This is a genomic window from Ruegeria sp. AN11, from assembly GCF_056536005.1.
Genome location: NZ_JBQFJD010000002.1, coordinates 430,768 through 453,505 on the forward strand (window position 1 = coordinate 430,768; position 22,738 = coordinate 453,505).

The following is a 22,738-nucleotide window of genomic DNA, read 5'->3' on the forward strand; positions in this document are numbered from 1 at the left end:
GACAAGCCCTAACATTGCGCTGCGCACGATCTCGGCGCCGCCCGGATTGATAGCCAGTTTAGCCGATGGAGCGGTCCGGATAATTAGACAGCTTTGCCGCTTCCTGGCACCAAAGAAGGGGTTTCTCGTTTCGTATCCCAACGCTTCACTCATAGTTTCATCTGCTGGACCTGCGCGCTCAGCCCTCCGTCAAGAACCCAAAGCTGGCCGCTGGCATAGCGCGCCTCGTCCGATGCCAGCCAGTTGACCAGGTTGGCGATGTCGTCCGGCGTGCCATAGGTGCGCATCGGATGCACATCGCGGACCGCCTTCTGCAATTGGTCGATGGTTTTGCCGCCGCCACCCGAACCCTCGCCGGTAAAAAAGCTTTGCAGCATGGGTGTGTCGACATAGCCCGGGCAGATTGCGTTGACCCGAATACCTTCGGGCCCGTGGTCGCAGGCCATTGCCCTGGTCAGGGCGTGAACCGCGCCTTTGGTTGCGCAATAAGCCGCCAGTCCCGGGTCAGCGATGAAGCCGTCGTAGCTGCCAAAATTGATGATCGATGCCGTCGTCCCGGCGGCAGTGACCTTTCGCATCAGAGGCAGCGCATGTTTTGACGTCAGGAAGGTGCCGGTCACGTTGACGGCAAAGGACAGGTTCCATTCCTCCAGAGTGGTCTGTTCGATGGTCTTTTCGATCTCGATCCCAGCCGCGTTGACCAGAATGTCCAACTGGCCAGCGTTTTCGGCGACCTGCGCCATAGCCGCAACGGCATCCGCTTCCTGCGTGACGTCGAGTTTGACAAACACGCTGCCGTCGCCGTCACGGGTGGCCAACGATCCCTCGGGCGTCAGGTCAGCCGCATAGACCCGTGCACCTTCTCGCAGAAAACGGGCGACGATGGCGCGCCCGATGCCGCCTCGACCGCCTGTGACCAGCGCGGTTTTGCCCTTCAGCATCATTCTTGGTTCTCCTTCAAAGGTGAAAAGCGGTATCTGGCCGCGGCAACAGTCCAGTCCATGTGATTGCGCACATATTCCTGAGAAGCGTCGCGCGGCGGATTGTAATCCCAGGCCTCACCCGCCCCGGCTTCCATCGCGGCATGAAGCGCATGACGGGATTTTTGTGTTGCGATGATATCCGCACGCAGCTTTTCACTATCCCAGCGCTGGTCGGTTTCGGCGGCGAAGGCAGCAGAATGGGCGGCATAAGCCGGATCGTCCGCGACATTCACCGTTTCCAGTGGATCGACGGACAGGTCGTATAGTTGCGGTGGGTCGGGGTCACAATGGATGTATTTCAGCGGCCCGCGCCGGATCATGAAGACCGGATAAGGGGTCATCTCTGCACAATACTCACCGATCGCTTCGTCGACGATGTCAGCTTCGCCGCGGGCCAGCGGCATGAGTGAGCGACCATCCACCGGTTCGCCAAACATCTCCTCTTGCCCCCCAGCGATTTCAACGAAAGTCGGCAGCAGGTCCAGCAGCGAACAGGCGTTGAGTGCTGTCCCTTGCGCAACACCCGGCCCGGCCATAATCAGTGGGACGCGGGCAGAATGCTCGAAGAAGTTCATCTTGTACCACAACCCCCGCTCGCCCAGCATATCCCCGTGATCGGCGGTCACGACGACGATGGTGTTGTCCAGTTCGCGTATATCTTCCAGCGCCTTCGCAATCGCCCCGACCTTGCTGTCGAAATAGCTGACATTGGCCAGATAGGCGCGGCGGGCGCGGCGCACCTCCTCATCCGACAGAGAGACATAGCTCGCCTCGATTCCGTCCATTACCCTGCGCGAGAACGGGTCCTGTTCCTCGGGCGTCAGTGAGGTGTCCGGCATCGGAACATCCGCATCCGTATACAGGTTCCACCATTCAGGCTTGGCCACGTAGGGGTCATGAGGGTGGATGAAGCTGGCGACCAGGCAGAACGGCGCTTTGTCCCCGGCCGCCCGATCGCGGCCCCGGTCAATCAGCCAGCGGCGGGCTGCGAACTCGACCTCATCATCGTAATCGGTCTGGAACGTCGCGATGGCTTCGCCGCTTTCCTTGACCGTTTGCATATTGTGATACCACTTGTCGATCCGCTCGTCAGGGGCTTCCCAATCTGGTGTCCAGGCGAAATCGGCAGGGTAGATGTCGGTTGTAATGCGGTCCTGAAATCCGTGTTTCTGATCCGGTCCGACAAAATGCATCTTGCCTGACAGGCAGGTTCGGTATCCCAGCGCCTTAAGGTAATGTGCAAACGTCGGGACCGAAGCGCGAAACTCACTGGCATTGTCATAGGCCGCAATCCGGCTGATCAACTGCCCAGACATGAAGGCAAAGCGGGACGGCGCACACAGAGGAGAGTTGCAGTAAGCCGCATCAAACCGCATACCGCGTGCCGCCAGCGCATCGATGTTCGGTGTCCTGACCGTCGGGTGGCCGTAAGCCCCGCAGAAATGCGGGGCAAGTTGATCGGCCATGACCACAACGATGTTGGGCCGTGTCACGGCGCGGCCCTTGCGTAAGCGTCCAGAACCAGCCCATGGAAGTGATGCACCGCATGTTCGGACTTGCCCGAGCCGCTCGGGTCATGAACGATACGCCCTTGCGTGAAGGCAGGCGTACCCATCCCGCGCTGAACGCTTTCGACGATATCGATGTCTTCGCGCTGCAGAACCTCGTCGAGATAGCGGATCGCCTCCTGCTCTGCCTCGTCCGGTTCCGGAGTTTCGAGGAAGAAGTCATAGGTCTCAAGCGTGCGGTCAGGTCCCACGGGGATGATGTTCAGCACGATCATCGATGACCGGCCCGGGTAACGCATCAGGCAGGTGGTGGGCCACAACCACCAGACGGCATGAGTACGCACAGACGCATTCGACACGTCATAGGCAGAGTTTGCGCTTTTGCCTGCGTCGGCCATATGGCTGGAATAGATGCCGTAGGTTGTAACCTTATAGGTGTCCATATCCACCAGATCGCAAAAATCCTTATGCGCGGTCGGGCAGTGATAACATTCAAGAAAATTGTCGACGACGTTCTTCCAGTTCGACTTGATGTCATAGGTCAGGCGATGGCCAAAAGTCAGCTGTTCAATATCCGGGGCCCAATGGCGAATTTCCGTTTCAAGGTTGCCCGACACTTCGCGCAGGGGGCGCGCTTGGGGGTCCAGGTTGACATAAACGAAACCTGCAAATTCTTCGACTTGCACTTGATCAAGGCAAATGTCCCGGGTGCTGAACCCGGTCAGGCTTTCCGTTTCGGGCGCGCGCACCAATTGGCCGTCCAGCTTGTAAACCCAGGCGTGGTAGGGGCACATAATGCGGGTCGTTTCCCCCTCACCCGACAGCAGGTGATGCGCGCGGTGCTTGCAGACATTGTAGAATGCCCGTAATTCCCCCTCGCGGTCGCGCACGACGGCAATGGGCCGACCGGCGATTTCAACCGTCACATAAGATCCTGGCGCGCGCAGCTTTTCGACGTGACAAACCCATTGCCATGTCTTGGCAAGGATTTCATTCAAATCCACCTGATGCCAAACCGAATCAACATAGGCCTCGGCCTTCAACGAGCTTGTGTTGAATGGATCTGGACTGAAACCATCGGAAATCCGCTCGAATTGTTCTTGGGTTGGCAGCTCGTTCATTGGTGACTCCAAGATTTCGGACCCTTGCGGTCCGGTAGGCTGGCTTGCAAAGCGTATGATCCTTTGAAATCAACTCACGTTGTTGCCTTTTTTCGCCTCTCAAATGACTATTTTCGCCATCCGCAGAGTTGTGCATCAAGACTGCCTGGGCTTGCGATGCATCGGCCAAGCCCGGTATTCAAACGGGACCCGCCCTTCGATCCGATCCTGACTGGGCGGCAAGCCAAACCTGTCTCTGTACGAGCGGCTGAAATGCACCGGGCTGGAAAAACCCGATGCCATTGCAATCTCGGAAATCGGCATTTCTGTTTGCGTCACAAGCCCCCGCGCCCGGTCCAGCCGGATATCGCGATAATAAAGCGCCGGAGTCTTCTTGATAAAGGTGGCAAACATCCGATCAAGTTGACGGTGCGAGACACCCGCGCGCCTGCATATCTCGGGGATAGACACCGTTTCTTCCAGATGTGCCTCCATGATCTGGATCGCAGATTTCAACGTCGCCGGAACAACCGCCCCTAAAGGCTCGCTGCCTTCAGGTTGCTGCATCGAAGCGGGGCCCCGCAAGCGGTCGTGAAAAATGTATCTGGCGGCCGCGTTGGCCAGCGCGCTGCCGTGAATACCCTGCAGTATCTGCAGCGCAAAATCCACCGAAGCACTGCCGCCGCAGCACGTGATTCGGTTGCCGTCTAAAACGTAAAGGTTCTCAACCACTTCCACGCCTGGAAACAGTTCCTGAAATGCGTCGATATGTTCATAGTGAACAGTCGCCCGACGACCGGAAAGCAATCCGGCCTGCGCCAGAATGAACGCACCCGTATCCAGTGCGCCCAGCGTTACGCCACCTCGCGCCCAACCGCGCAACGTATTGCCGATCTTGGGCGTCAGATGTTTTTCCGGGGTCCAGCTGGTCGAAACGATCACGATATCCCGCTGACCTGCAGCGCTTTGATCGATCACCTTGGTTTCAATCCCTGCACCATTGCTTGAGGTGCAATATCCACCGGATGCTGAGACAAATTCCCAACTGAAATAAGACCGTCCGTCCAGGTAATTTGCCGCACGAAACGGGTCAATAAAGCTCATGGTTGCGGACAAATTGAAATTTGGCGCAACAATCACCAACAATCGGGTTTTGCCATCCATAGTCTTCACGGTCGCGTTTTCCGGCCACAAATCTCAATCGAAGTACGATCGCTCTACCTTCGACCTGCGGGTGTGGATTTGCAACGCTGCCCACCCCAAAACCTATGGATTTGGGGTGGGCGACGTGTACAAAACGGCGCGGTCAACCTGGCTGATATCTCAACCTAGGCAGCGACCGCGGCAACCTCTTGCCGTTCATCCCTTGCGAAAAACACTGCGTAGAGGACCGGCGCGGCGACCATTGTCAGGATTGTGGCAAAGGCCAAACCTCCCATGATCGTGACAGCCATCGATACAAAGAACGCATCCGTCAACAAGGGCGCCATTCCCAGAATGGTGGTGATCGCGGCCAGAATGACAGGGCGCAAGCGCGAAATCGACGCTTCGATGATCGAGTCTTTCAACGGCTTTCCGGTCGCGCGGACCAGATCGATTTCTTCGACCAGCACAATCCCGTTCTTGATAAGCATCCCTGACAGGCTGAGCAGCCCCAGCAACGCGGTAAACGTAAAGGGCAACCCGGTACCCAGAAGGCCGATCACCACTCCGTTCACGGACATGGGCACCAGCAGCCATATGATCAGAGGCTGGCGGATGGCGTTGAACAGCAACACCGATATCAGCACCATAATCAGCAGGCTCAGCGGTAATTGTTTTCCAAGGCTTTCCTGAGCATCGCGCGAGTTCTCGTATTCACCGCCCCACTCCATTTTATATCCGGGTGGAATTTCCATTGCCTCGATCGCTTCGCGCACCTCGGCGTGCACTTGCGCGGCTGTCATGTCCGGCGGAATGTCGGCACCGACGGTTATCGTAAGGACACGATTTCGGCGATGTACACGTGTATTTTGGGTTTTGTACTCAAATCTATCGACCATCTGTTCGATTGGCACCCACTTTTCGGCCTGCGTTGAATAGACAACCTGATCGACCACGGAATAGTCGCCATCAACCGGTCTGCGCAGGATGATCGGGATCAGGCGGTCGCGTTCACGGAACACTCCGCCGGTGATGCCATCGGTGGAAAACAAAAGTGTCGCCGCAACGTCTTCGCGCGTTACACCAGCGGTTTGCGCCCGTTCGGTTGCGTAGATTGGCTGAAGCGCCAGTTCCTTCTCGCGCCAGTCGTGACGAACGCCGATGACATTGTCCGAAGCATCAGCCATGCGCCGCTTGGCCTCTTCGGCGAGTTGGCGGAGCACCATCGGATCGCTGCCGGAAAACCGGGCCTGAATCGGATCACCACCGCCGGGGCCGAAGACCAGCCGCTTGGTGCGGAACTCTCCTTCGGGGTACAACGCCATGCCATACTCTTCCAGGTCAGCCTGAAGCTGCGGGATATCGTCCAGAGTTTCCGTACGTATGATCATATGCCCATAACTGGGATTGGGCTTTTCAGCGGAATAGGTCAGCATGAAACGGGTCGCCCCCTGCCCCACAAAGGTTGCCACCGAGACCACATCGTCGCGCTTGCTTAGCCAGTCCTCGATCTGCGCCAGATCCTCGGACGTCCGCGCAATCGGGGTGCCTTGCGGCAGCTTGTAATGGACAAAGAAAAGCGGGGTGTTCGAGTTCGGGAAAAACTGCTGCTTCATCAGACCGAAGCCCGCAAAACAGGCCGCCGTCACCGCGACCAGTGCGATGATTACCAGCCAGCGGAACCTGAGCGCTGCTCTGAGGATCGTGCCATAGATCCGAAACAGCAAACCGCCATAGGCGTCGATTTCGCCTTCCTTACCCTGCTTGAAAAAGTAGTGGCCCAACAGCGGGGTGACGGTCAGCGCCAGAACCCAGCTCAGCAGCAGCGAAATTCCGATCACTGCGAACAGCGAGAACAGAAATTCACCTGTAGCATCGGGGCTCAGGCCGATGCCGGCAAAGGCCATGATTCCGATCACAGTCGCGCCAAGCAATGGTATCTGGGTTTTGGAGGCCGCGTCGTCTGCGGCATCGCGCGAGTTTTTACCGCGCAGCATGGCAATCTGCATGCCTTCGGCGACAACGATGGCGTTGTCGACAAGCATTCCCATCGCAATGATCAGCGCGCCAAGTGAAATCCGCTCCATCTCGATCGAGAACATCGACATGAACAGAACCGTGCCCACAACGGTCAGCAACAGCGTGCTGCCGACAACGATTGCGGCGCGCCACCCCATGAACAGGCCAAGCACCGCAACTACGATCGCAACCGACATCGCCAGATTCACCAGAAAGTCGTTGGACGCCTGTTCAACCACGACGTGCTGCTGGTAGATTGGCAGAATATCGACACCAAAGGGGATGTTCGGATCCAGTTCTGCCATCTTGGTGTCAACGCGTTTGCCGACTTCGACAATGTTCTCGGTCGCCAGACCCGCAATACCAAGCGTGAACGCCTCGACGCCGTCAAAACGGACGATCAGGTCAGGATCGTTCTGGCGGCCGCGATAGACATCTGACATGTCGAACAGGTTGATCACGTGGCCCTGAGAGCCGACCGACAAACCGGCGATTGCGGATACACTGTCCGAGCCTTCGGCCGTCAGCAGCGTCGTAAGGTTGTTCTCGGATCGCAGTGAACCAGATGCGTTGACCGAGTTGGCGTTGGCAATCGCTTCGTTGATCGCCTGCAACGGTACGTTCTGGTTTACGGAAATGGCGAGGTCAGGTTCAATAAAGATTGCTTCCTCGGGAAGGCCCTGAACCTCGACATCGGCAACCCCGTCAACGGTCAGCAACTCCCGTCGAAGGTAAGTGGCCAGTTCGTGCTTTTCGGCGTCCGAGAAACCTTCGGCGGTCACCGCATAGAACAGGCCGAACACATCGCCGAAGCCATCGTTCACATATGGCTGGTCCACGCCCTGCGGCAATCCGCGGGCGGCGTCCCTGACCTTGGCCCGAAGCTGCGTCCAGATATCCGGCAGCTCGCTGCCGTCATAGGTCGACTTGATCTCGACCTCGATCAGAGACTGACCGGGGCGGTTGACCGAGGTGATGGTGTCCACCTCGCCCATTTGCTGGATGGCCGATTCCAGCGGTTCGGACACTTCCAGTGCAACCTGCTCGGCGGTGGCGCCGGGATAGGTTGTCACAATGACGGCCTGTTTGATGGTAAAGGCCGGGTCCTCCAGCCTTCCGAGCGAGAAAAAGCCCCAGATACCGCCAAACAGTGCGACGAGAATGATGAGCCACGTATAAAGCGGCCTGTCGATGGATGCGCGCGCGATGTTCATCGGTCCGCCCTTCAGTTCGCAAAGCCGGCAAAGCGACGCACCGCCTGTCCGTCACTCAGCGCGTTACCGCCGGCCACAACGATTTCGTCCCCGTCGGAAAGACCGGACACGACACGCACATCCCCCGATTGGGTCGGCTCGATCTCGACCGGCACGCGCTGCACGGTTCCTTCGTCCGCGCCCGCCGGGGAAAACAGCATGACACCCAGACGACCTTCGGCATCCGCAACAATGGCGGTCGGCGGGACGACGATGCCGGTTTGATTATCCTGAACCTGCACGTTTACCGTTACCGACGAGCCGGGAAGAACCTGAATGCCTTCCGGCGGTGTCAATCCGAAGTTGATCCGGAACGTCTGACCGACGCTGGACGTTTCAGCATCGAATTCGCGAATTTGCAGAGGAAAAACTTCATCGCTGGCGGGAAATTTAGCAGTGATCGTCACGTCATCCTGACTGCCCCGGCGCTGAAACAGAATTTCGGGCACATCGACTTCGATCCGCAATTCCGACATGTCGTGGATACGTACGATGGGCGTTCCGGCGGAAACGGTGGTGAATGCCTCGACCGTGCGGCTGGAAACTAGCGCGTCGAAGGGAGCCGTGAGGGTCGCATGTTCAAGCGCGTATTCCGCGTCACGTGTGGCAATTGCCGCCAGCTGGGCGTTTGTATCCGCATCATCCAGGGCCACCTGACTGACCGTGGTCCCCCTGAGCCGGGACAGGCGTGCAACCGTGCGGTCGGCCTGATCCTTTTGCAGTCGGGCGCGGTTGAGCTGCAGCTCGAACGGTTCCTGATCGAGTCTGGCGATCAGCCCACCTTTCGGAATAACCAGACCTTCGGTGACGGGCATCTCGATAATCTGTCCGGCCACCTGAAAGGCCAGATCGACCGTTTGGCGGGCCGCGACCCGGCCAAAGAACTGTCGCGAAAAGCCGGGTGACGTTTCGCTGACCATCAGCAGTTTCACCGGTTTCGGGGCTTGCTGTGCGGTCAGCGATGTCGCCAGCACGATCAGGCCAAGAGCCAAAGTTGACAGGATCTTCATTTCTTCAAACCTTCGGGTATGCCTGTTTTCAGGACGGTTTCGCGGATCTTCTGCGCCAATCGCGCGAATTCAGCGGTTTCTTCATCATTGAGCCCCGAGGCACGGCGAAACAGTTCCCCGGCTTCGGTCACAAGTTGTTTTCGGGCGTCTTCGCCCTGCCCGGTCAGAACCAGCAGCCACGCGCGGCGGTCTTCGGGATCGCGCTGTCGAACCAGGTACCCGGCCTTGGCCAGCGAATCCGCAGTCGCGGTTATCGTAGAGGGCAAAGATAACATGTCATGTGCCAGAACGCCCATCCGCTTGGGCTGTTCCAGCTTGATCAGCATGTGGCATTCCTGATGGCTCAGATCGGTCCGCAACAGATCGATGCTTTCCTCCAACTTCCAATACAGCGCGTAGACGCCCATCATCGATTGAATTTCAGGACTGTACTTCTGCGTTGATGGTTCGACCGTCTCGGTCATTTCGGTGCCCTCGGATAGGTTGGGCGCGATATACTTCAAAAAATGAAATATTCAAGATGCGAAGTGAAGATTACTCAGGATCGCGCCGGATCACTCTTGGAACCGAACGTCCTTACTCGGCGCGTTTGGGAATGCGCAAACACGAGTGGGTTTCGTCGAGGGCCGGGATTCACCTTGCCGCGGAAAGCAGATCGCTGGCCTTTTCGCCGATCATGATCGCAGGTGCGTTTGTGTTTCCGCTGACAATTTCGGGCATGATGGAACAGTCAGCCACCCGCAGGCTTTCAATGCCTCTGACCTTGAGCTGCGGATCAACGACGGCGTCATCCGATACTCCCATCGCGCAAGTGCCTGTCGGATGGTAAATCGATGCCGAGTTGGACCTGACCCAATCCAGCGTTCCGTCATAATCGTCCATGGCCAGATCGGCAGATGGCCGGAACTCTTCGGAAATCTTGGACGCCAGCGGGTTTGCCTTTGCGATGGCGCGCGCAATGTTGACGCCATCGACAATGGTTCGGCAATCCGTCTCGGTCGACAGGTAGTTCGGGAAAATCTTGACATAGCTCGACGGGTCGGGGCCATTCAGACGCAGCTCTCCCCGGCTTTCGGGGCGCAGTTGGCAGACCGACATGGTAAATGCCGAGAACGGGTGAACGCCCTCGCCAGGGCTGTCGGCCGACCAGGGTTGAACATGGAACTGAATATCGGGCGTCTGAACTTCTGGTCGCGTTTTCAGAAAGCCTGTCGCCAAACTGGCGGCCATTGTCATCGGGCCGGCACGGAACAACGCGTATTTCAAGGCTATTCGCGCCTGATTGAACAGGTTCCTCACCTCGTCGTTCAAAGTGGGTTCGTTACATTTGAACACAAGCCGCGCCTGCAGGTGATCCTGCAGACCTTTCCCCACTTTGGGCAGCGCGTGTCGCGGTTCGATACCGTTTTCCCTCAGATGATCCGGATCGCCGATACCTGACAACATCAGAATCTGAGGGGAATTGATCGCGCCGCCAGACAGAATAATCTCACGCCGTACGGTCAAAGTCTGTTCGGCACCGGAACGGTCCCGATACACCACACCGACCGCGTGTTTTCCTTCCAGCTTGATGCGCGTTACAAGGGCGCGCGTTATGATCTTCAGATTCTGTCGGTTCCGGATCGGCTTCAGATACGCAACCGCCGAACTGCACCTGCGTCCGTTGCGCGTTGTCAGCTGAAAATAGCCGACACCTTCCTGCTGCGCGCCATTGTAGTCCGGATTGAACGGGTAGCCCGCTTCTTGCGCGGCAGCGACCCAGGCATCACAAATCGGGCGCTGGATACGCATGTTGGATACGGCAAGCGGGCCTCCGACCCCATGAAAATCGTCTTCTCCGCGCTCCTGGTCCTCGCTGCGCCTGAACAATGGCAGGACATCATCCCAGCCCCAGCCGATATTCCCCATCTGCCGCCAGCGGTCGTAGTCCTCTTTCTGACCGCGCACATAGAGAAGACCGTTCAACGAGGACGACCCCCCAAGAACCTTGCCGCGCGGCCAGTCGATTGACCGACCGTTCAGACCCGCGTCTGGCTCGGTCCGGTAGCACCAGTCCACCGACGGGTTATGCATGGTTTTGAAATAGCCGACCGGAATATGAATCCACGGATTTGTGTCTGGCCCACCGGCTTCGAGCAGTGCAACGGACGTACCGGAATCGGCGCTCAGACGGTTGGCGATGACACAGCCGGAAGAGCCAGCCCCGACAACTGCATAATCCACCTCCATAACCGTCTCCTCTTAGCGAAATTAAAAAAAGTCTATGCAAGTTGCATCAAATATACTAGCATTTTTTGATACAAAACGTCTCAATAATTTTTCATCGGGAGGAAAAAGATGGAGATTGGTCGGAAACTAAGCGGAATCTCACGGAGGGATTTCTTCCGCGTGGCGGGCCGATACGGCATGAGCTCAACGCTGCTGGCCGCAGGAGGGTTCGGTGGCGCGATGAGCCTGGCGAATCTGGCGCAGGCCGCTGAATCGAATTATGAAAAACGGTTCTCGAAAGAACCCAAGCACACCCTGAAATTCGGCGCTGCCGGGTTCAACACCCGCAACCTTTTGATCGAGCGCGCAGGCGCCATCGAGTTTGCACGCGACCTTGAAGAACGGACCGATGGCGAGATTCGTGTTGAGTTCATCGGCGACAACCAGATCTGCGGTCAGCTGAGCTGTGTCGAAAAAACCCAACAGGGCATTGTCGACATCTACGCGGCTTCAACGCAGAACTCGGCAGGCGGCGCACCTTATCTGAACGTGCTGGACTATGCCTATATGTTCCCCAGCCGCGCGGCCCAGTATCATTTCTTCTACAGCCCGGCCAGTCAGCGCATTCTGCGGGACCCGCTGGAAAAACGGCACGGTCTGAAGTTCCTGTTCACCCACTGTGAACTGCGTGGACTGCAAATGGGTTCGACATTCTCGGACAAGCCGACGGTCACCAAGCTTGAGGAACTGTTCGGAACCAAGAACCGTGTTACCGGAACTCAGCTCGGCCGCATTGCGATGCAATTGCTGAACCTGAACCCGGTGCCAGTGGCGTGGGAAGAGACGCTGGACGCGCTCAAGACCGGGCTGATCGACGGCGCTGAAACCTGGGCTTCGGCGGTGGCTTACGCCAACATGTCGCCGGTGGTGTCACAGTCCGTGAACCTCAAGTTCTTCTGCGGCACCGAACATACCTCGATGTCCGCAAAGGTCTTTGACAGTCTGGGCGGTGAACTGCAGGACGCGGTCATGGAATCGTCCTACTTCACCCAGGCACTGATTCAGGGCGCAAACGAAGCCGCGCTGCTGAACACCGTCGGGTTCTCGGACCCGCAATTGCCGGGGACGATCTTTGCCGAAAACGGGGTCCGCCCCGCATTCCTGCCGGACGATCAGATCAAACTGGCCGAAGAGATGTGCGCTCCGAACTTCAACCCCGATCCATGGGCACAATGGCGCGAGCGGTTGGACAAATGGGCTGGCGGCATCGACACATATCAGGAAATCTACGACATCGCGCGTGAGATTCCGGCGGACATGTTGCCGGAAAATGTCGAGCCACGCCGTTGGTGGAAAGGCGAAGCCTGATAAGACTACCGAACCGGCCCCACGCGGGCCGGTTCCACTAAACACCGACTGGGAGGACGGGGTTCATGTCATTTTGGACCGATGTTGGCGCAATATTCAGCGCCATTCTAAGCCAGGATTCGTTCGAGATTCAGTCTGCGCTGCAGTCTGACGCAACATGGGTGGTAGGGACTGTGGTCGCTGCCCTGGGCGGTCTTATCGTTATGGCGATCTATCGAAAGGTTCCCTTCATTGAACGCCAACTGGAACGGTCGGTCATGGTCTATTCCTATCTGGCCATTGCGCTGATCATTTTCTGGGGCGTGATCGACCGCTTTGTGTTCAACGATCAGGAGCCGTGGTCCACAACCATTCCGCCGCTGCTTTTCATGGTGATGGCGTGGTTCGGCGCGTCCTACAACGTTCGCCTGCGCACGCATCTGAGTTTCAGCGAATTCCGCACCTCGATGCCGCGCGGCGGGCAACTGGCCTGCCTGATCCTGGATGCGATCCTGTGGTTCATCTTTGCGGTGATCGTCATCGTAACAACATCTCGGCTGGTGGCACTGTCGGCTTCGAACTTCCAGATCGTGCTTGGCACCGACAACGTGATGCAGTGGTGGTTCCTGCTTGCAGCGCCACTGTCGTTCTTTCTGATGGTCGGCCGCGTGTTTCAGAATTTGGCGGACGATTTACACAACTGGAAAAACGGCGAGCCCTTGATCAAGCAAGCCGTGATTGGGGCGGACTGATGGCAGACGGAACCTGGGTTACATTGATTTCACTGGGCGTGACGTTCTTGTTCATGCTGGGCGTGCCGGTCCTGCTGGTAATCGGCTATTGGGTCATAGGCTGTTCATTTGTTCTGGGTCTGACACTCGACAACATGGGGGCCGAGCTTCTGAATGTGTTCAACAAGGGCTTTGCCTTGCTGGCGATGCCGCTGTTCATTCTCACCGGCGATCTGATCAACAAATCGGGCATCGCACGACGGCTGAGCGATTTCGCATATGCCTGTCTGGGCTGGATACGCGGGGGGCTGGCGATGGCCTCGCTTGGCGCATGCGGGCTGTTCGCCGCGATTTCGGGCTCGAACTCGGCGACGACGGCAACAATCGGATCGATGCTGCACCCCGAGATGGTCAAGGGCGGGTATGACGAACGATTCAGCGCCGCCACGGCGGCGGCAGGCGGCACGGTCGGGATCATCATTCCGCCGTCGATCATTTTCATTGTCTATGGCTTCCTTATGAACCTGCCCATTTCCGAACTGTTTGTGGCCGGCATCCTGCCCGGTGCACTGATGGTTATCGGAATGCAGGTCGCATGCTGGATCATCTGCCGTATCAACGGCTGGGGCCATCTGATCCCGCTGCAACTGAACCGCGTTCTGAAAACCGCCTTTGGTGCCTGGCTGGGTTTCTTTGCAATCGGGCTGGTGCTGTGGGGCATCTACACCGGCAAATTCTCTCCGACCGAAGCGGCGGGTGTGACCGTCGGCTTCTGCGTCATCGCCGGTCTGGTGAGTTATCCGATCAACCGCATCATGGGTGCGCGCGACGACATTTCCCCGACGGACAAGAGTTATGCGGAAATGATGGTCGTCGAAGGGTTCACGATCCCGGAAATCCCATCGATCGTAATCCGTTCCGCGCAAATTACAGGGATACTTGCACCGCTGATCGCCATTTCGGTCGTCATGCAACAAATCCTGTCGCTGCTCGGCGCTCAGCAAACCATCGGGGACTTCGTGACTTCGATGGGCGGGTACCATGCGGTGCTGTTTACCTCGATGGTCATCGTCTTTTTCTCGGGCATGGTGCTGGAGAGCCTTCCGGTGACAATCATCCTCGCGCCGATTCTGGCCCCCATTGCGGCGTCGGTCGGCGTAGATCCGATCCATTTCTCGGTGATCTTCCTTGTGGGCGCATCAATCGGGTTCATTACGCCGCCATATGGCCTGAACCTTTATGTCGCGTCAGGCGTAACGGGCGTGCCCTATTTCCGGCTGCTGCGTTACACCGTGCCCTATCTGGTCGCACTGCTGTCCGTCTGGATATTGGTGTCTCTGGTACCTGATCTGGCCTTGATCCTGCTGCCAAACAAATAGAATGTAAGGGGATGGTCGACACGGACACTTCGGAACGAGAAACTCAGATACCGACAAATCTGCGATTGCTTCTCATCCTGGAAGAAGTCGCAAAGCGCGGCGTTGCTGTTAAACCGGCCGACCTGATCGACACCCTGGGGCTGGCGAAACCAACGGTTCACAGGCTGCTGCAAACAGCCGAAGCGGAGGGGTTCCTGCAGCGCGATCTGGACGGACGCTCGTTCGGGCCCGGTCCACGTCTGCGCAGGCTGTCCGTCAACACTATGTCTGCTGAACACCTGCGCACTGCACGTCTAGCAATCCTGCGTGGGGTTGCGGACGAAATCGGAGAGACCTGCAACCTTGCGATCCCGGATCGCGAGGGGATGATCTATCTGGATCGGGTCGAAACCAAATGGCCGCTGCGCATTCAGTTGCCGATCGGCACCCAGGTTCCGTTCCATTGTACCGCCAGCGGAAAGATGTATCTGTCCACCCTGCGCAAGGCCACGCTGGACGGCTTTCTTTCAGCGAGGAAGCTTCTTCCGCAAACCGAGCGGACATTGACGGACCCCGAGACCCTGCGCACCGAGATCGGGCACATTGCGGAAAACGGGTATTCCACCGACAACGAGGAATTCATGCCGGGAATGGCCGCCGTCGCCGTGCCTGTTAACGACGATCAGGACAGGCTGGCCGCGACACTGTCCGTTCACGCACCCACCCAACGCCACGATCTTGAAAGCTTGAAGAAATTCCTGAACACCTTGCAGGATGGGGCGGACAAGCTCAGAAGGCTGCTCTTGTCCTGACCAGTCCGCCGCGGGGCAATGGACTAATCATTTCAAAACGCTACACTCTCTGTCCATGTTGCGTTTTGGTTTCGTTGTTTCAATTGTCATTGCATTTTCTGTTGTGTGGTCCGGGCCACTGATTTCACAGTCATATGCAACCGACCGACCGCAAGATGCACTGGCCGTACAACTGGCAAATCAGGGACGTTATGCCGAGGCCGAAGCGCTTTTGCGCAGAACTCTGACGCAGGACCGTGCGAACCTTGGGCCAACCCATCCGAATACGGTCGACACAACCGAAAACCTGGCCGTTGTGCTGGATATTCTAGGGCGACCCGATGAAGCGGAACCGTTGCATCGCTTGGTTCTTCAGACGCGCCGCAAGCATCTTGGCCCAAACTCACCCGCCACACTTCGGGCGATGAGCAATCTGGGAACCACTCTTCGGGATCTCAACAGGTTTCTAGAAGCGGTCGAAATACTCGACGCGTCAATCGCAGGGTCAAACATTACCCACGGCGAGACGGCGCCCGAGACGTTGGCCCGCATCAACATGCTGGGCCATACCCTGTTGCGCGCCAATCAGCCAGAGCGGGCTGAGCAGGTTCTGAGGCGCGCGGTGGAACTGGGCGGCCAAACGCTTGGTGAAGACAATGCCGAGGTCCTGTCCTGGTCCGTCAATCTGGCTCTGGCACTGGACACAATGGCGCGTTTTGAAGATGCAAACGCCTTGAACGCGAGAATTATCGCTGGCCTCAGTCGCCGGCAGGGTCCGACTTCACCCAGAGTTCTGACGGCCAAGAACAATTTTGGTTTCAGCCTCATGAGTCAGGGCCGGATGCTTAAGGCTGTTCCGTTGTTTACCGAGGTCCTGAATGCGCATGAGCAAACCCTGGGGCCTCAACATCCTCAGACGATGACGGCGCGGATCATGTTGGGAAACGCTTTGTCCAAACTGGGCCGAGGGGACGAAGCGCTTGCGTTGCGCAGGCGGGATCTGGACCTCATGATCAGCTCGGCAGGCCCGGAGCACGTCTATACGGTTCGGGCGATGCGAAACTATGCCAGCGCGCTGGAGGCGGTTGGGCGGTTAGCGGATGCCCAAACCATCCGCCAACGCGTTTTAGCGATTTCCCGGAAAACCAATGGCGAGCGTAGCGAAGACACGTTGATTGCCATGAACGATGTTGCCCTCGACCTGATGGAAAGCGGTCAGGTTGCGCAGGCAAGGGAGTTGATGGAGCGCGCCCTTGATGGATTTGTGGGATTGTACGGGGCTGCTCATCCCCGAACGGTAGAATCCGCCATAAACCTTGCGGCCATTCAAGCACAGGCCGGAGATAGCGAAGCCGTCATCGCTTTGCTGCGTGACATCCGCAAACATCTTGGTACGCACCCGCATTTCGGACCGGTTGAGGAATTGCGGTTGGCGTTCAATCTGTCTTCAACCCTTCACGATGCCGGACTGCCACTTGAAGCAGCACAGGAGCTTGAGGGGATGATTCCCAAAGCGGACGCCGTATACGGCCCGACGTCCGTCAGGCCACAATTGTTCCGGTTGCGGCTGGCCGAATCCTCTCTGTCTTCGGGTTCGTTCCGGAAGGCACTGCACTTGTCCCGTCACGCTCATTCCGTCTTGTCAGATCGATTGCGCCGCACCGGCAACCTCACGGCCGACGAACAGCGGGTTGCGCTGGAACAGGCCTCCCGCGCGGCGTGGGCTTTCATTCAGGCGTCCTGGGCGGTTTCCCAACGGGCTGACAAAGCCGAGGCTGACCAGTTGGCGCGGGATGCTTTCGAGGCAGCACAAACGATCGGGCTTGGGCCTTCGGCCTTTGCCATATCGCGGGCTGCCGGGCGCATTGCGGCAGACAATGCCCGCGTCGAGCCCTTTTTGAACGACTGGATTGGCGCCAAACGCGATTTGGCGGCATTTGAGACCAAGTCCGTTGCCGCCGCATCCGGCGCAGAGACATCGACAGTGGCCGCGCCCGATACGCTTGATCGGCTGATGGACAGATTGGATACAACAACGCAGGCCTTGCAGAATGCCTTTCCCGCGTTTTTTGACCTGATTAATCCGCGCGTGGTCCGGGTGACTGATTTCCTGCCGGGTGGCGATGCCGAACTCGATGACGACGAGGCGCTGATCCTGATCGTTCCGGAAGGTGGAAATGATCGTTCAACGCATTTCGGACCCGGCTTTGTCTGGGCCGTAACACGTGAAGGCGTCACATGGTCCCGATTGGAATTCGATGCAACAGAGCTGGAAGCCCGAGTCTCGGCCCTTCGCCGTTCCATCAACCCAGACGAGGAGTTCCTTGTCGCGGCACGCGCACCCATTAACCCCTCCGGTCCCGAGCAACAGGACAGCACACGCAGGTTTGACATTGAACTGGCCCACGATCTGTTTCTTGACCTGTTCGGCGCACCGGAGATTTCAGAGGCAATCGCGCCGAAGAAGCGGTGGCTGATTGCCCCGCAAAGTTCGCTGCTGAGCCTGCCATTCGGCGCGCTGGCGACCGCCCCTCAAATGGAATTCGGGTCCGTGGCGAAAACCCTTCGAAATACGCGCTGGCTTGGCGTCGAACGCGCCCTGAGTGTCATCCCTTCCCTGCAACTGGCGTTGCGAGACAACACAAGCACCACGGCTCGGGCAGACACGCGCGTCAGTTACGTCGGGTTCGGCGATCCCGATTTTTATGGGACACCCGAACCCCTGCGGCTGGAGACCCGCAATCTTCACAGATCGGCCCAGGACCTGCGCGAAGGGTTGAAAAACCTGCCAAGACTGCCCGGAACGCGGACCGAGATCCTGTCGCTGGCATCGCAGTTTGGGGCAGGCGAGCATTCCGTTTTTCTTGGTTCTCGGGCCAACGAAAGTGAACTCAGAAAACTGGACGCTTCCGGGCAATTGCGCCAGACGCGCGTTCTGCATTTCGCAACGCACGGGCTGATATCCGGTGATTTCGACAATCTGGACGAGCCTGCCCTGGCGCTTTCGCCCCCGCCTTCGCCGGACAGTCCCAAGTTTGACGGACTTTTGACCGCATCCGAGGCGGCCACGTTGTCCTTAGATACAGAATGGGTTCTTTTGTCCGCATGCAACACCGCGGCGGGGGCAAAACCGGGGGCGGAAGGGCTGTCCGGGCTGGCCCGCGCATTCTTTTTTGCCGGTGCCAGGAACCTCCTGGTGACTCACTGGCCGGTTCGGGATGATCTGACATCCCGCCTGATCACCGAGGTTGTAACGCCCTCGACCGAGCGGGTCCGCAGCGAAGCGCTGCGTCAGGAAATTGAGGCGCTGATACAGGACACCAGCGAAGATCACCGCGAACGCCCGTTGGCGCATCCCGGGAACTGGGCTGGCTTTCAACTGGTTGGTGCCGGTTGAACAAATCCGCTTTCACAGCCATTCGAAAAAACCGAACTCAGGTCTTGGCCGTTTTCCTGCCGCTGCAAACCTGTGGCAGTGAGTCAGGCGTAAGACAGAGTGTGCAGCAACCCCTGTTGCCCGTCAGATCCTGCAACCAAGTCATGCCCGCGACGCATGCCGGACATGCATTGCACCTACTTATTTTTCATAGGTTTTAGGGATAGATGCAGAAACAAGAACTTCTGTCCCTGAAACACTTGGAATGACACGATGACCAAAGAACTACGTGAAACCGTACACTACGTCAGCTTTGTTGTTGCCGGGCTGGCATTCATTGCCGCACTCTCGATCCTATTTTACAGCTAATCGGGCAAAGCGGCCTAAAGACAGGCATCACTTTCGAATTGTCTGAAAGCCGGAGGAACACTCCGGCTTTTTTATTGGGCTTGCGCCATTGAACCGGGTGTTCTCAGCGGTGCCCATGTGAGGTCAGGCAGGCACACCCTCAACGGAAACGGCCGCTCTGAAAAAAGGCATCCGAACCCGCACGGGTCGGATGCCTTTTTTGGATTTTGAGTGTCGGATTACCGGCCCAGCAACAGGTCCGGCAACCACAATGCCAGTTCAGGAACAAACGTGGTCAGCATCAGTGTCGGCAGCCATGCAAACACGATGAAGATCAAAGTCGGCCACAGCATCTTGGCAACCGGCGTGTCGCAAACCTGCGCCCCCAAGTACAGCAGCGGCGCCGTGGGCGGCGTGATGTTGGCCATCCCAAGGTTGACGCCGATGATCGCGGCAAAGTGGATCGGATCCACACCCACGCTCTGCGCAATCGGCAGCAGGATCGGCGTGGACAGCAGCAGCCCCGAGATATCGTCCATCAGCATGCCGATCAGGATCATGACGACATTGATCATCAGCAAAATCACGACCGGGTTGTCCGAAACCGAATAGACCATATCCTTGGCCATCTGCGGCGCGCCCTGCGAGATCAGGTTGTCTGATACGATCAGCACCATGAAAATCATCACCATGACCACCCCGATCGTAACACCCGAAGTCTGGATGGTCTGGGCCAGGGTTTTCCAGGTCAGGCCGCGATAGAAGTAGATTGCCACGGGAATCGCGTAAACAACGGCGATACCAGCGGCTTCGGTCGGGGTCATGATACCGCCGTAGATACCGCCCAGTATGATGATTGGCATCATCAGCGCCGGACCCGCCAACCGACCCTGGCCCAACAATGCGGGCATGAAAGGATCCGGACGCTCTTTCAGCTGGATATCGTCATACTTCCGCAGCATGAACTGATTGGTGATGATCAGCAGCGTGATCAGGATGATCGCGGGAATGACCGTCGACAGGAAGCACTTCAGCACGTGTTGCTGTGCGACCCAGCCGTAGAGGATGTGCGATGAACTGGGCGGGATCAAAAGGCCCAGGGGGCTTGCCGACACAATCAGGGCCGCGGATTGCCCTTTCGGATAATTCGCCTTTTTCAGGTGCGGCATCATAATGCCGCCGATGCAGGTCAGGGTCGCATTCGCACTGCCCGAGATCGAGCCGAACACGCCGCAGGCCAGCACGGAGGCCGCGTTCAGTCCACCTTTGATGTGGCCAATGAACATTTCGGCCAGCGCCACCAGAGGCGCCGCAATTCTGCCTTTCTCCATAATGCCACCGGCAATCATGAAAAGCGGAATGGCGAGCAGCACCAGAGAGCGGATCCCCGTCGCTCCGGTCGGCAAATAGCCCGTGATGGATTGGTCTCCCACCATCGCGATAAAGATCAGGACGGCTCCGAACGCCACATAGACGCTGACCCCCAGCAGGAGCATCAGGCAGACAATAACAAGACTTCCGGCGATAATCATTTCGCGGCTCCCTTAAGAATTTCAGAGCGCAACGGAAGCCCGAGCCCCTTGCGGATATGAACGTAGAGATATGCAGCGGTGAACATCGCCATGAAGCCGAAAGAGCACATGATCGCAATGCGCCAGGAGACGAACGGAATACGCAGGACCGGAGTGGATCGCAGCCGGGGGAAAGAAAAGTCGTCCAGCAGCGAGACGTAGCAGGCGTAGACCATAAAGAGGATCACAAGAAGCTCGACCAACAGCACCACGAAGCCGCGCCACCAGATCATCCGGGGATTGTGGATCACGATACCCAGAATATCGGCGTTGATATGCAGATTGCGCGCAGAGGCCAGAACCGCACCGGCAAAGAAGCCGATGATCGAGAAGGCCAACAGCCATTCTTCATAAGCAAACAGGTCGCCGCCGAAACCGTATCGGATTACAACAACAGCGCCAAAGGTGAAGGCCATCAGGAAGCCGCAGGCCATGACGATTTGTCTGCAAACAAACGCGATCACTTTCATGGGATACCCGATGACGGGCGGCAATTCGTCGGTAACTTTCTGCGGTTTATCGGCGTCTTCGTCGCCAACCCATTTCGTCATGTCATCGTCTTCTATCGACATGTCTGTCCCCGCTTTTTGTTTTTTTGTCAGGTATTAGAAAAAGGGCCGGCAAGTTTGCCGGCCCACCTGGGTTTCAGACTATCAGTTTTTGCTTGCAAGCAAACGGTCAATCACATCCTGACCGACGCTTTGCGCCATCATGGGCCAGATATTTTCCTGAATGTGGGCAGCCATTGCGGCCTGCTCTTCTTCGTTCAGGGACAGGATAGTATAGCCTTTTTCGATCAACTTCTCCCCAAAGGCCGCATCGTTGTCGCGGTTATACTGGAAAAAGTCGTCGGACGCCTTGGTCATTGCGGCCTGCAATGCCGCACGCTGCTCGTCGTTCAGCTTGTCCAGCGTGCGCTGCGAGGCATAGAACGTGGTCAGTTCCGAGATCGAGTTGTACTCTACGAAATGCGTGCCGACATCCGACTGCGCGAAGATCGAGTAGGTTGCCGTCTTGGTGCAGCAGATCGCGCCGTCCACGATACCGGACTGGATCGCGGGGAAAATGTCGCCCCATGCCATGGTCGTGGCCTTGTAGCCAAGTGCTTCTACCATGGCTTTCACAGCCGGAGACGACCAGACGCGAATGTTCATGCCTTTGTCGTCAAAGGTGTTCCAGTTGGTCGGCTCCTGCGTGGCCACGATGCCGACAAACCCTTCGGGGTTCTGGGCCATCACGCTCACACCATACTCGTCGGTGATTTCCTGCAGGATTTTGTTATATTCGGAATCCATGTTGCGCATGATGTTGTTCATGTCGTCCCAGCCACCCACGAGGAAGGGCATCGACAGGAACTCCAGGCGCGGATCGGTGTCGGCATAGATAAAGGCCGCCGCCAGATCGATGTTGCCGCGGGCTACGTCTTCAAACAGCGCCTCGCCCGAGCCCAGCTGGTTTGCGGGGAACACTTCGATCTTCAGACCGACATTCGCCGCCGCGACGTCTGCCGCAACCTGTTCCATCATCTTAGTACCCTGATGGTCGATTGGGAAAACACCGGCAAACCGCAAAGTCATATCTTCGGCGAATGCAGCGGTGGCCATCAGCGCGCTGGTGGCGCCAATGACCAGCCCTTTGGCCAGTTTGTCGAATTTCATGAGAATTTTCCTCCCTTTGGGGTTTTTGCCCTTGAACACCGGGCTTTTAGAATCTTTTTGGCCAGCAGCATCGCCACGTGGCCAGTTCTTAATATTTTGTTATCACTAAAGCTGGAATTTATCATCTGCAATTTGTTTTTGCGAATCTTTTTCGATTGAAACATCTGAAAGGCGAATTTGGCCGACGAAAAACAGTTTGATTTCAACCCTGTAAATGTGAGCACGCCAACAATTGTTGCAGGTCCACGCGTCAGCGGTGGATTTGAACTGAATCCCGAACAGCTAAGGATCGCACTCATTCGGACCACTCCATTGGCACCGGACGTTGCAACAA

Annotated in this window: 17 protein-coding genes; 5 read left to right on the top strand and 12 right to left on the bottom strand. The window is 57.5% G+C overall.

The window, feature by feature from the left end; translation table 11 throughout:
- Positions 1-149 precede the first annotated feature (149 nt).
- The 8 genes from ACR3EQ_RS21870 to ACR3EQ_RS21905 form a co-directional block, all read right to left on the bottom strand.
- Positions 150-944, bottom strand: coding sequence for an SDR family oxidoreductase (locus ACR3EQ_RS21870; RefSeq protein WP_170611414.1), 795 nt, complete (start codon positions 942-944; stop codon positions 150-152).
- On the bottom strand, positions 941-2,476 hold the full coding sequence (gene betC / locus ACR3EQ_RS21875) for a choline-sulfatase (protein ID WP_170619399.1): 1,536 nt from the start codon (positions 2,474-2,476) through the stop codon (positions 941-943). Before betC ends, ACR3EQ_RS21870 begins: the two co-directional genes overlap by 4 nt.
- Positions 2,473-3,612 (bottom strand): aromatic ring-hydroxylating oxygenase subunit alpha, encoded by a 1,140-nt coding sequence (locus ACR3EQ_RS21880; protein WP_480492108.1) that lies wholly within the window; start codon positions 3,610-3,612, stop codon positions 2,473-2,475. The genes betC and ACR3EQ_RS21880 overlap by 4 nt, the downstream gene beginning before the upstream one ends.
- Before the next feature lie 135 nt (positions 3,613-3,747).
- Positions 3,748-4,755, bottom strand: a complete 1,008-nt coding sequence (locus ACR3EQ_RS21885) for a GlxA family transcriptional regulator (protein ID WP_170611833.1) — start codon at positions 4,753-4,755, stop codon at positions 3,748-3,750.
- Positions 4,756-4,919: 164 nt separating this feature from the next.
- Positions 4,920-7,967, bottom strand: coding sequence for an efflux RND transporter permease subunit (locus tag ACR3EQ_RS21890; protein WP_480492110.1), 3,048 nt, complete (start codon positions 7,965-7,967; stop codon positions 4,920-4,922).
- Positions 7,968-7,978: 11 nt separating this feature from the next.
- A complete protein-coding gene (locus tag ACR3EQ_RS21895; protein ID WP_170611422.1) occupies positions 7,979-9,016 on the bottom strand; it encodes an efflux RND transporter periplasmic adaptor subunit in 1,038 nt (345 codons plus the stop codon).
- Positions 9,013-9,480, bottom strand: a complete 468-nt coding sequence (locus tag ACR3EQ_RS21900) for a MarR family winged helix-turn-helix transcriptional regulator (protein ID WP_480441606.1) — start codon at positions 9,478-9,480, stop codon at positions 9,013-9,015. The genes ACR3EQ_RS21895 and ACR3EQ_RS21900 overlap by 4 nt, the downstream gene beginning before the upstream one ends.
- A gap of 169 nt (positions 9,481-9,649) precedes the next feature.
- Positions 9,650-11,245 (bottom strand): GMC family oxidoreductase, encoded by a 1,596-nt coding sequence (locus ACR3EQ_RS21905; protein ID WP_480492112.1) that lies wholly within the window; start codon positions 11,243-11,245, stop codon positions 9,650-9,652.
- 108 nt (positions 11,246-11,353) lie between these two features.
- On the opposite strand from ACR3EQ_RS21905, the gene ACR3EQ_RS21910 reads away from it, so the two are divergent.
- The 5 genes from ACR3EQ_RS21910 to ACR3EQ_RS21930 all read left to right on the top strand — a co-directional run bounded on the left by ACR3EQ_RS21910 (position 11,354) and on the right by ACR3EQ_RS21930 (position 18,848).
- On the top strand, positions 11,354-12,592 hold the full coding sequence (locus ACR3EQ_RS21910) for a TRAP transporter substrate-binding protein (RefSeq protein ID WP_170611426.1): 1,239 nt from the start codon (positions 11,354-11,356) through the stop codon (positions 12,590-12,592).
- Positions 12,593-12,657: 65 nt separating this feature from the next.
- Complete coding sequence (locus ACR3EQ_RS21915; protein ID WP_170611428.1) at positions 12,658-13,323, top strand: TRAP transporter small permease subunit; 666 nt, start codon at positions 12,658-12,660, stop codon at positions 13,321-13,323.
- Positions 13,323-14,681, top strand: a complete 1,359-nt coding sequence (locus tag ACR3EQ_RS21920) for a TRAP transporter large permease (protein ID WP_170611430.1) — start codon at positions 13,323-13,325, stop codon at positions 14,679-14,681. Before ACR3EQ_RS21915 ends, ACR3EQ_RS21920 begins: the two co-directional genes overlap by 1 nt.
- Positions 14,682-14,692: 11 nt before the next feature.
- The gene (locus ACR3EQ_RS21925) at positions 14,693-15,472 is read left to right on the top strand and encodes an IclR family transcriptional regulator (protein ID WP_170611432.1); all 780 of its coding nucleotides are present in this window, start codon (positions 14,693-14,695) and stop codon (positions 15,470-15,472) included.
- 55 nt (positions 15,473-15,527) lie between these two features.
- The gene (locus tag ACR3EQ_RS21930; protein ID WP_480492115.1) at positions 15,528-18,848 is read left to right on the top strand and encodes a tetratricopeptide repeat protein; all 3,321 of its coding nucleotides are present in this window, start codon (positions 15,528-15,530) and stop codon (positions 18,846-18,848) included.
- A 566-nt stretch (positions 18,849-19,414) separates the two neighbouring features.
- Here ACR3EQ_RS21930 and ACR3EQ_RS21935 read toward each other — a convergent pair.
- From ACR3EQ_RS21935 to ACR3EQ_RS21950, 4 genes are all read right to left on the bottom strand, one after another.
- Positions 19,415-20,707 carry a TRAP transporter large permease gene (locus ACR3EQ_RS21935; protein ID WP_170611436.1) on the bottom strand — a complete coding sequence of 431 codons (1,293 nt, stop codon included), beginning with the start codon at positions 20,705-20,707 and terminating at the stop codon, positions 19,415-19,417.
- Entirely contained in the window at positions 20,704-21,318 is a 615-nt protein-coding gene (locus ACR3EQ_RS21940) for a TRAP transporter small permease (protein ID WP_480492116.1), read from the bottom strand. The genes ACR3EQ_RS21935 and ACR3EQ_RS21940 overlap by 4 nt, the downstream gene beginning before the upstream one ends.
- Positions 21,319-21,399: 81 nt before the next feature.
- The gene (gene dctP, locus ACR3EQ_RS21945; protein WP_170611440.1) at positions 21,400-22,404 is read right to left on the bottom strand and encodes a TRAP transporter substrate-binding protein DctP; all 1,005 of its coding nucleotides are present in this window, start codon (positions 22,402-22,404) and stop codon (positions 21,400-21,402) included.
- On the bottom strand, positions 22,401-22,703 hold the full coding sequence (locus ACR3EQ_RS21950) for a hypothetical protein (RefSeq protein WP_480492118.1): 303 nt from the start codon (positions 22,701-22,703) through the stop codon (positions 22,401-22,403). The genes dctP and ACR3EQ_RS21950 overlap by 4 nt, the downstream gene beginning before the upstream one ends.
- Positions 22,704-22,738: the final 35 nt, after the last annotated feature.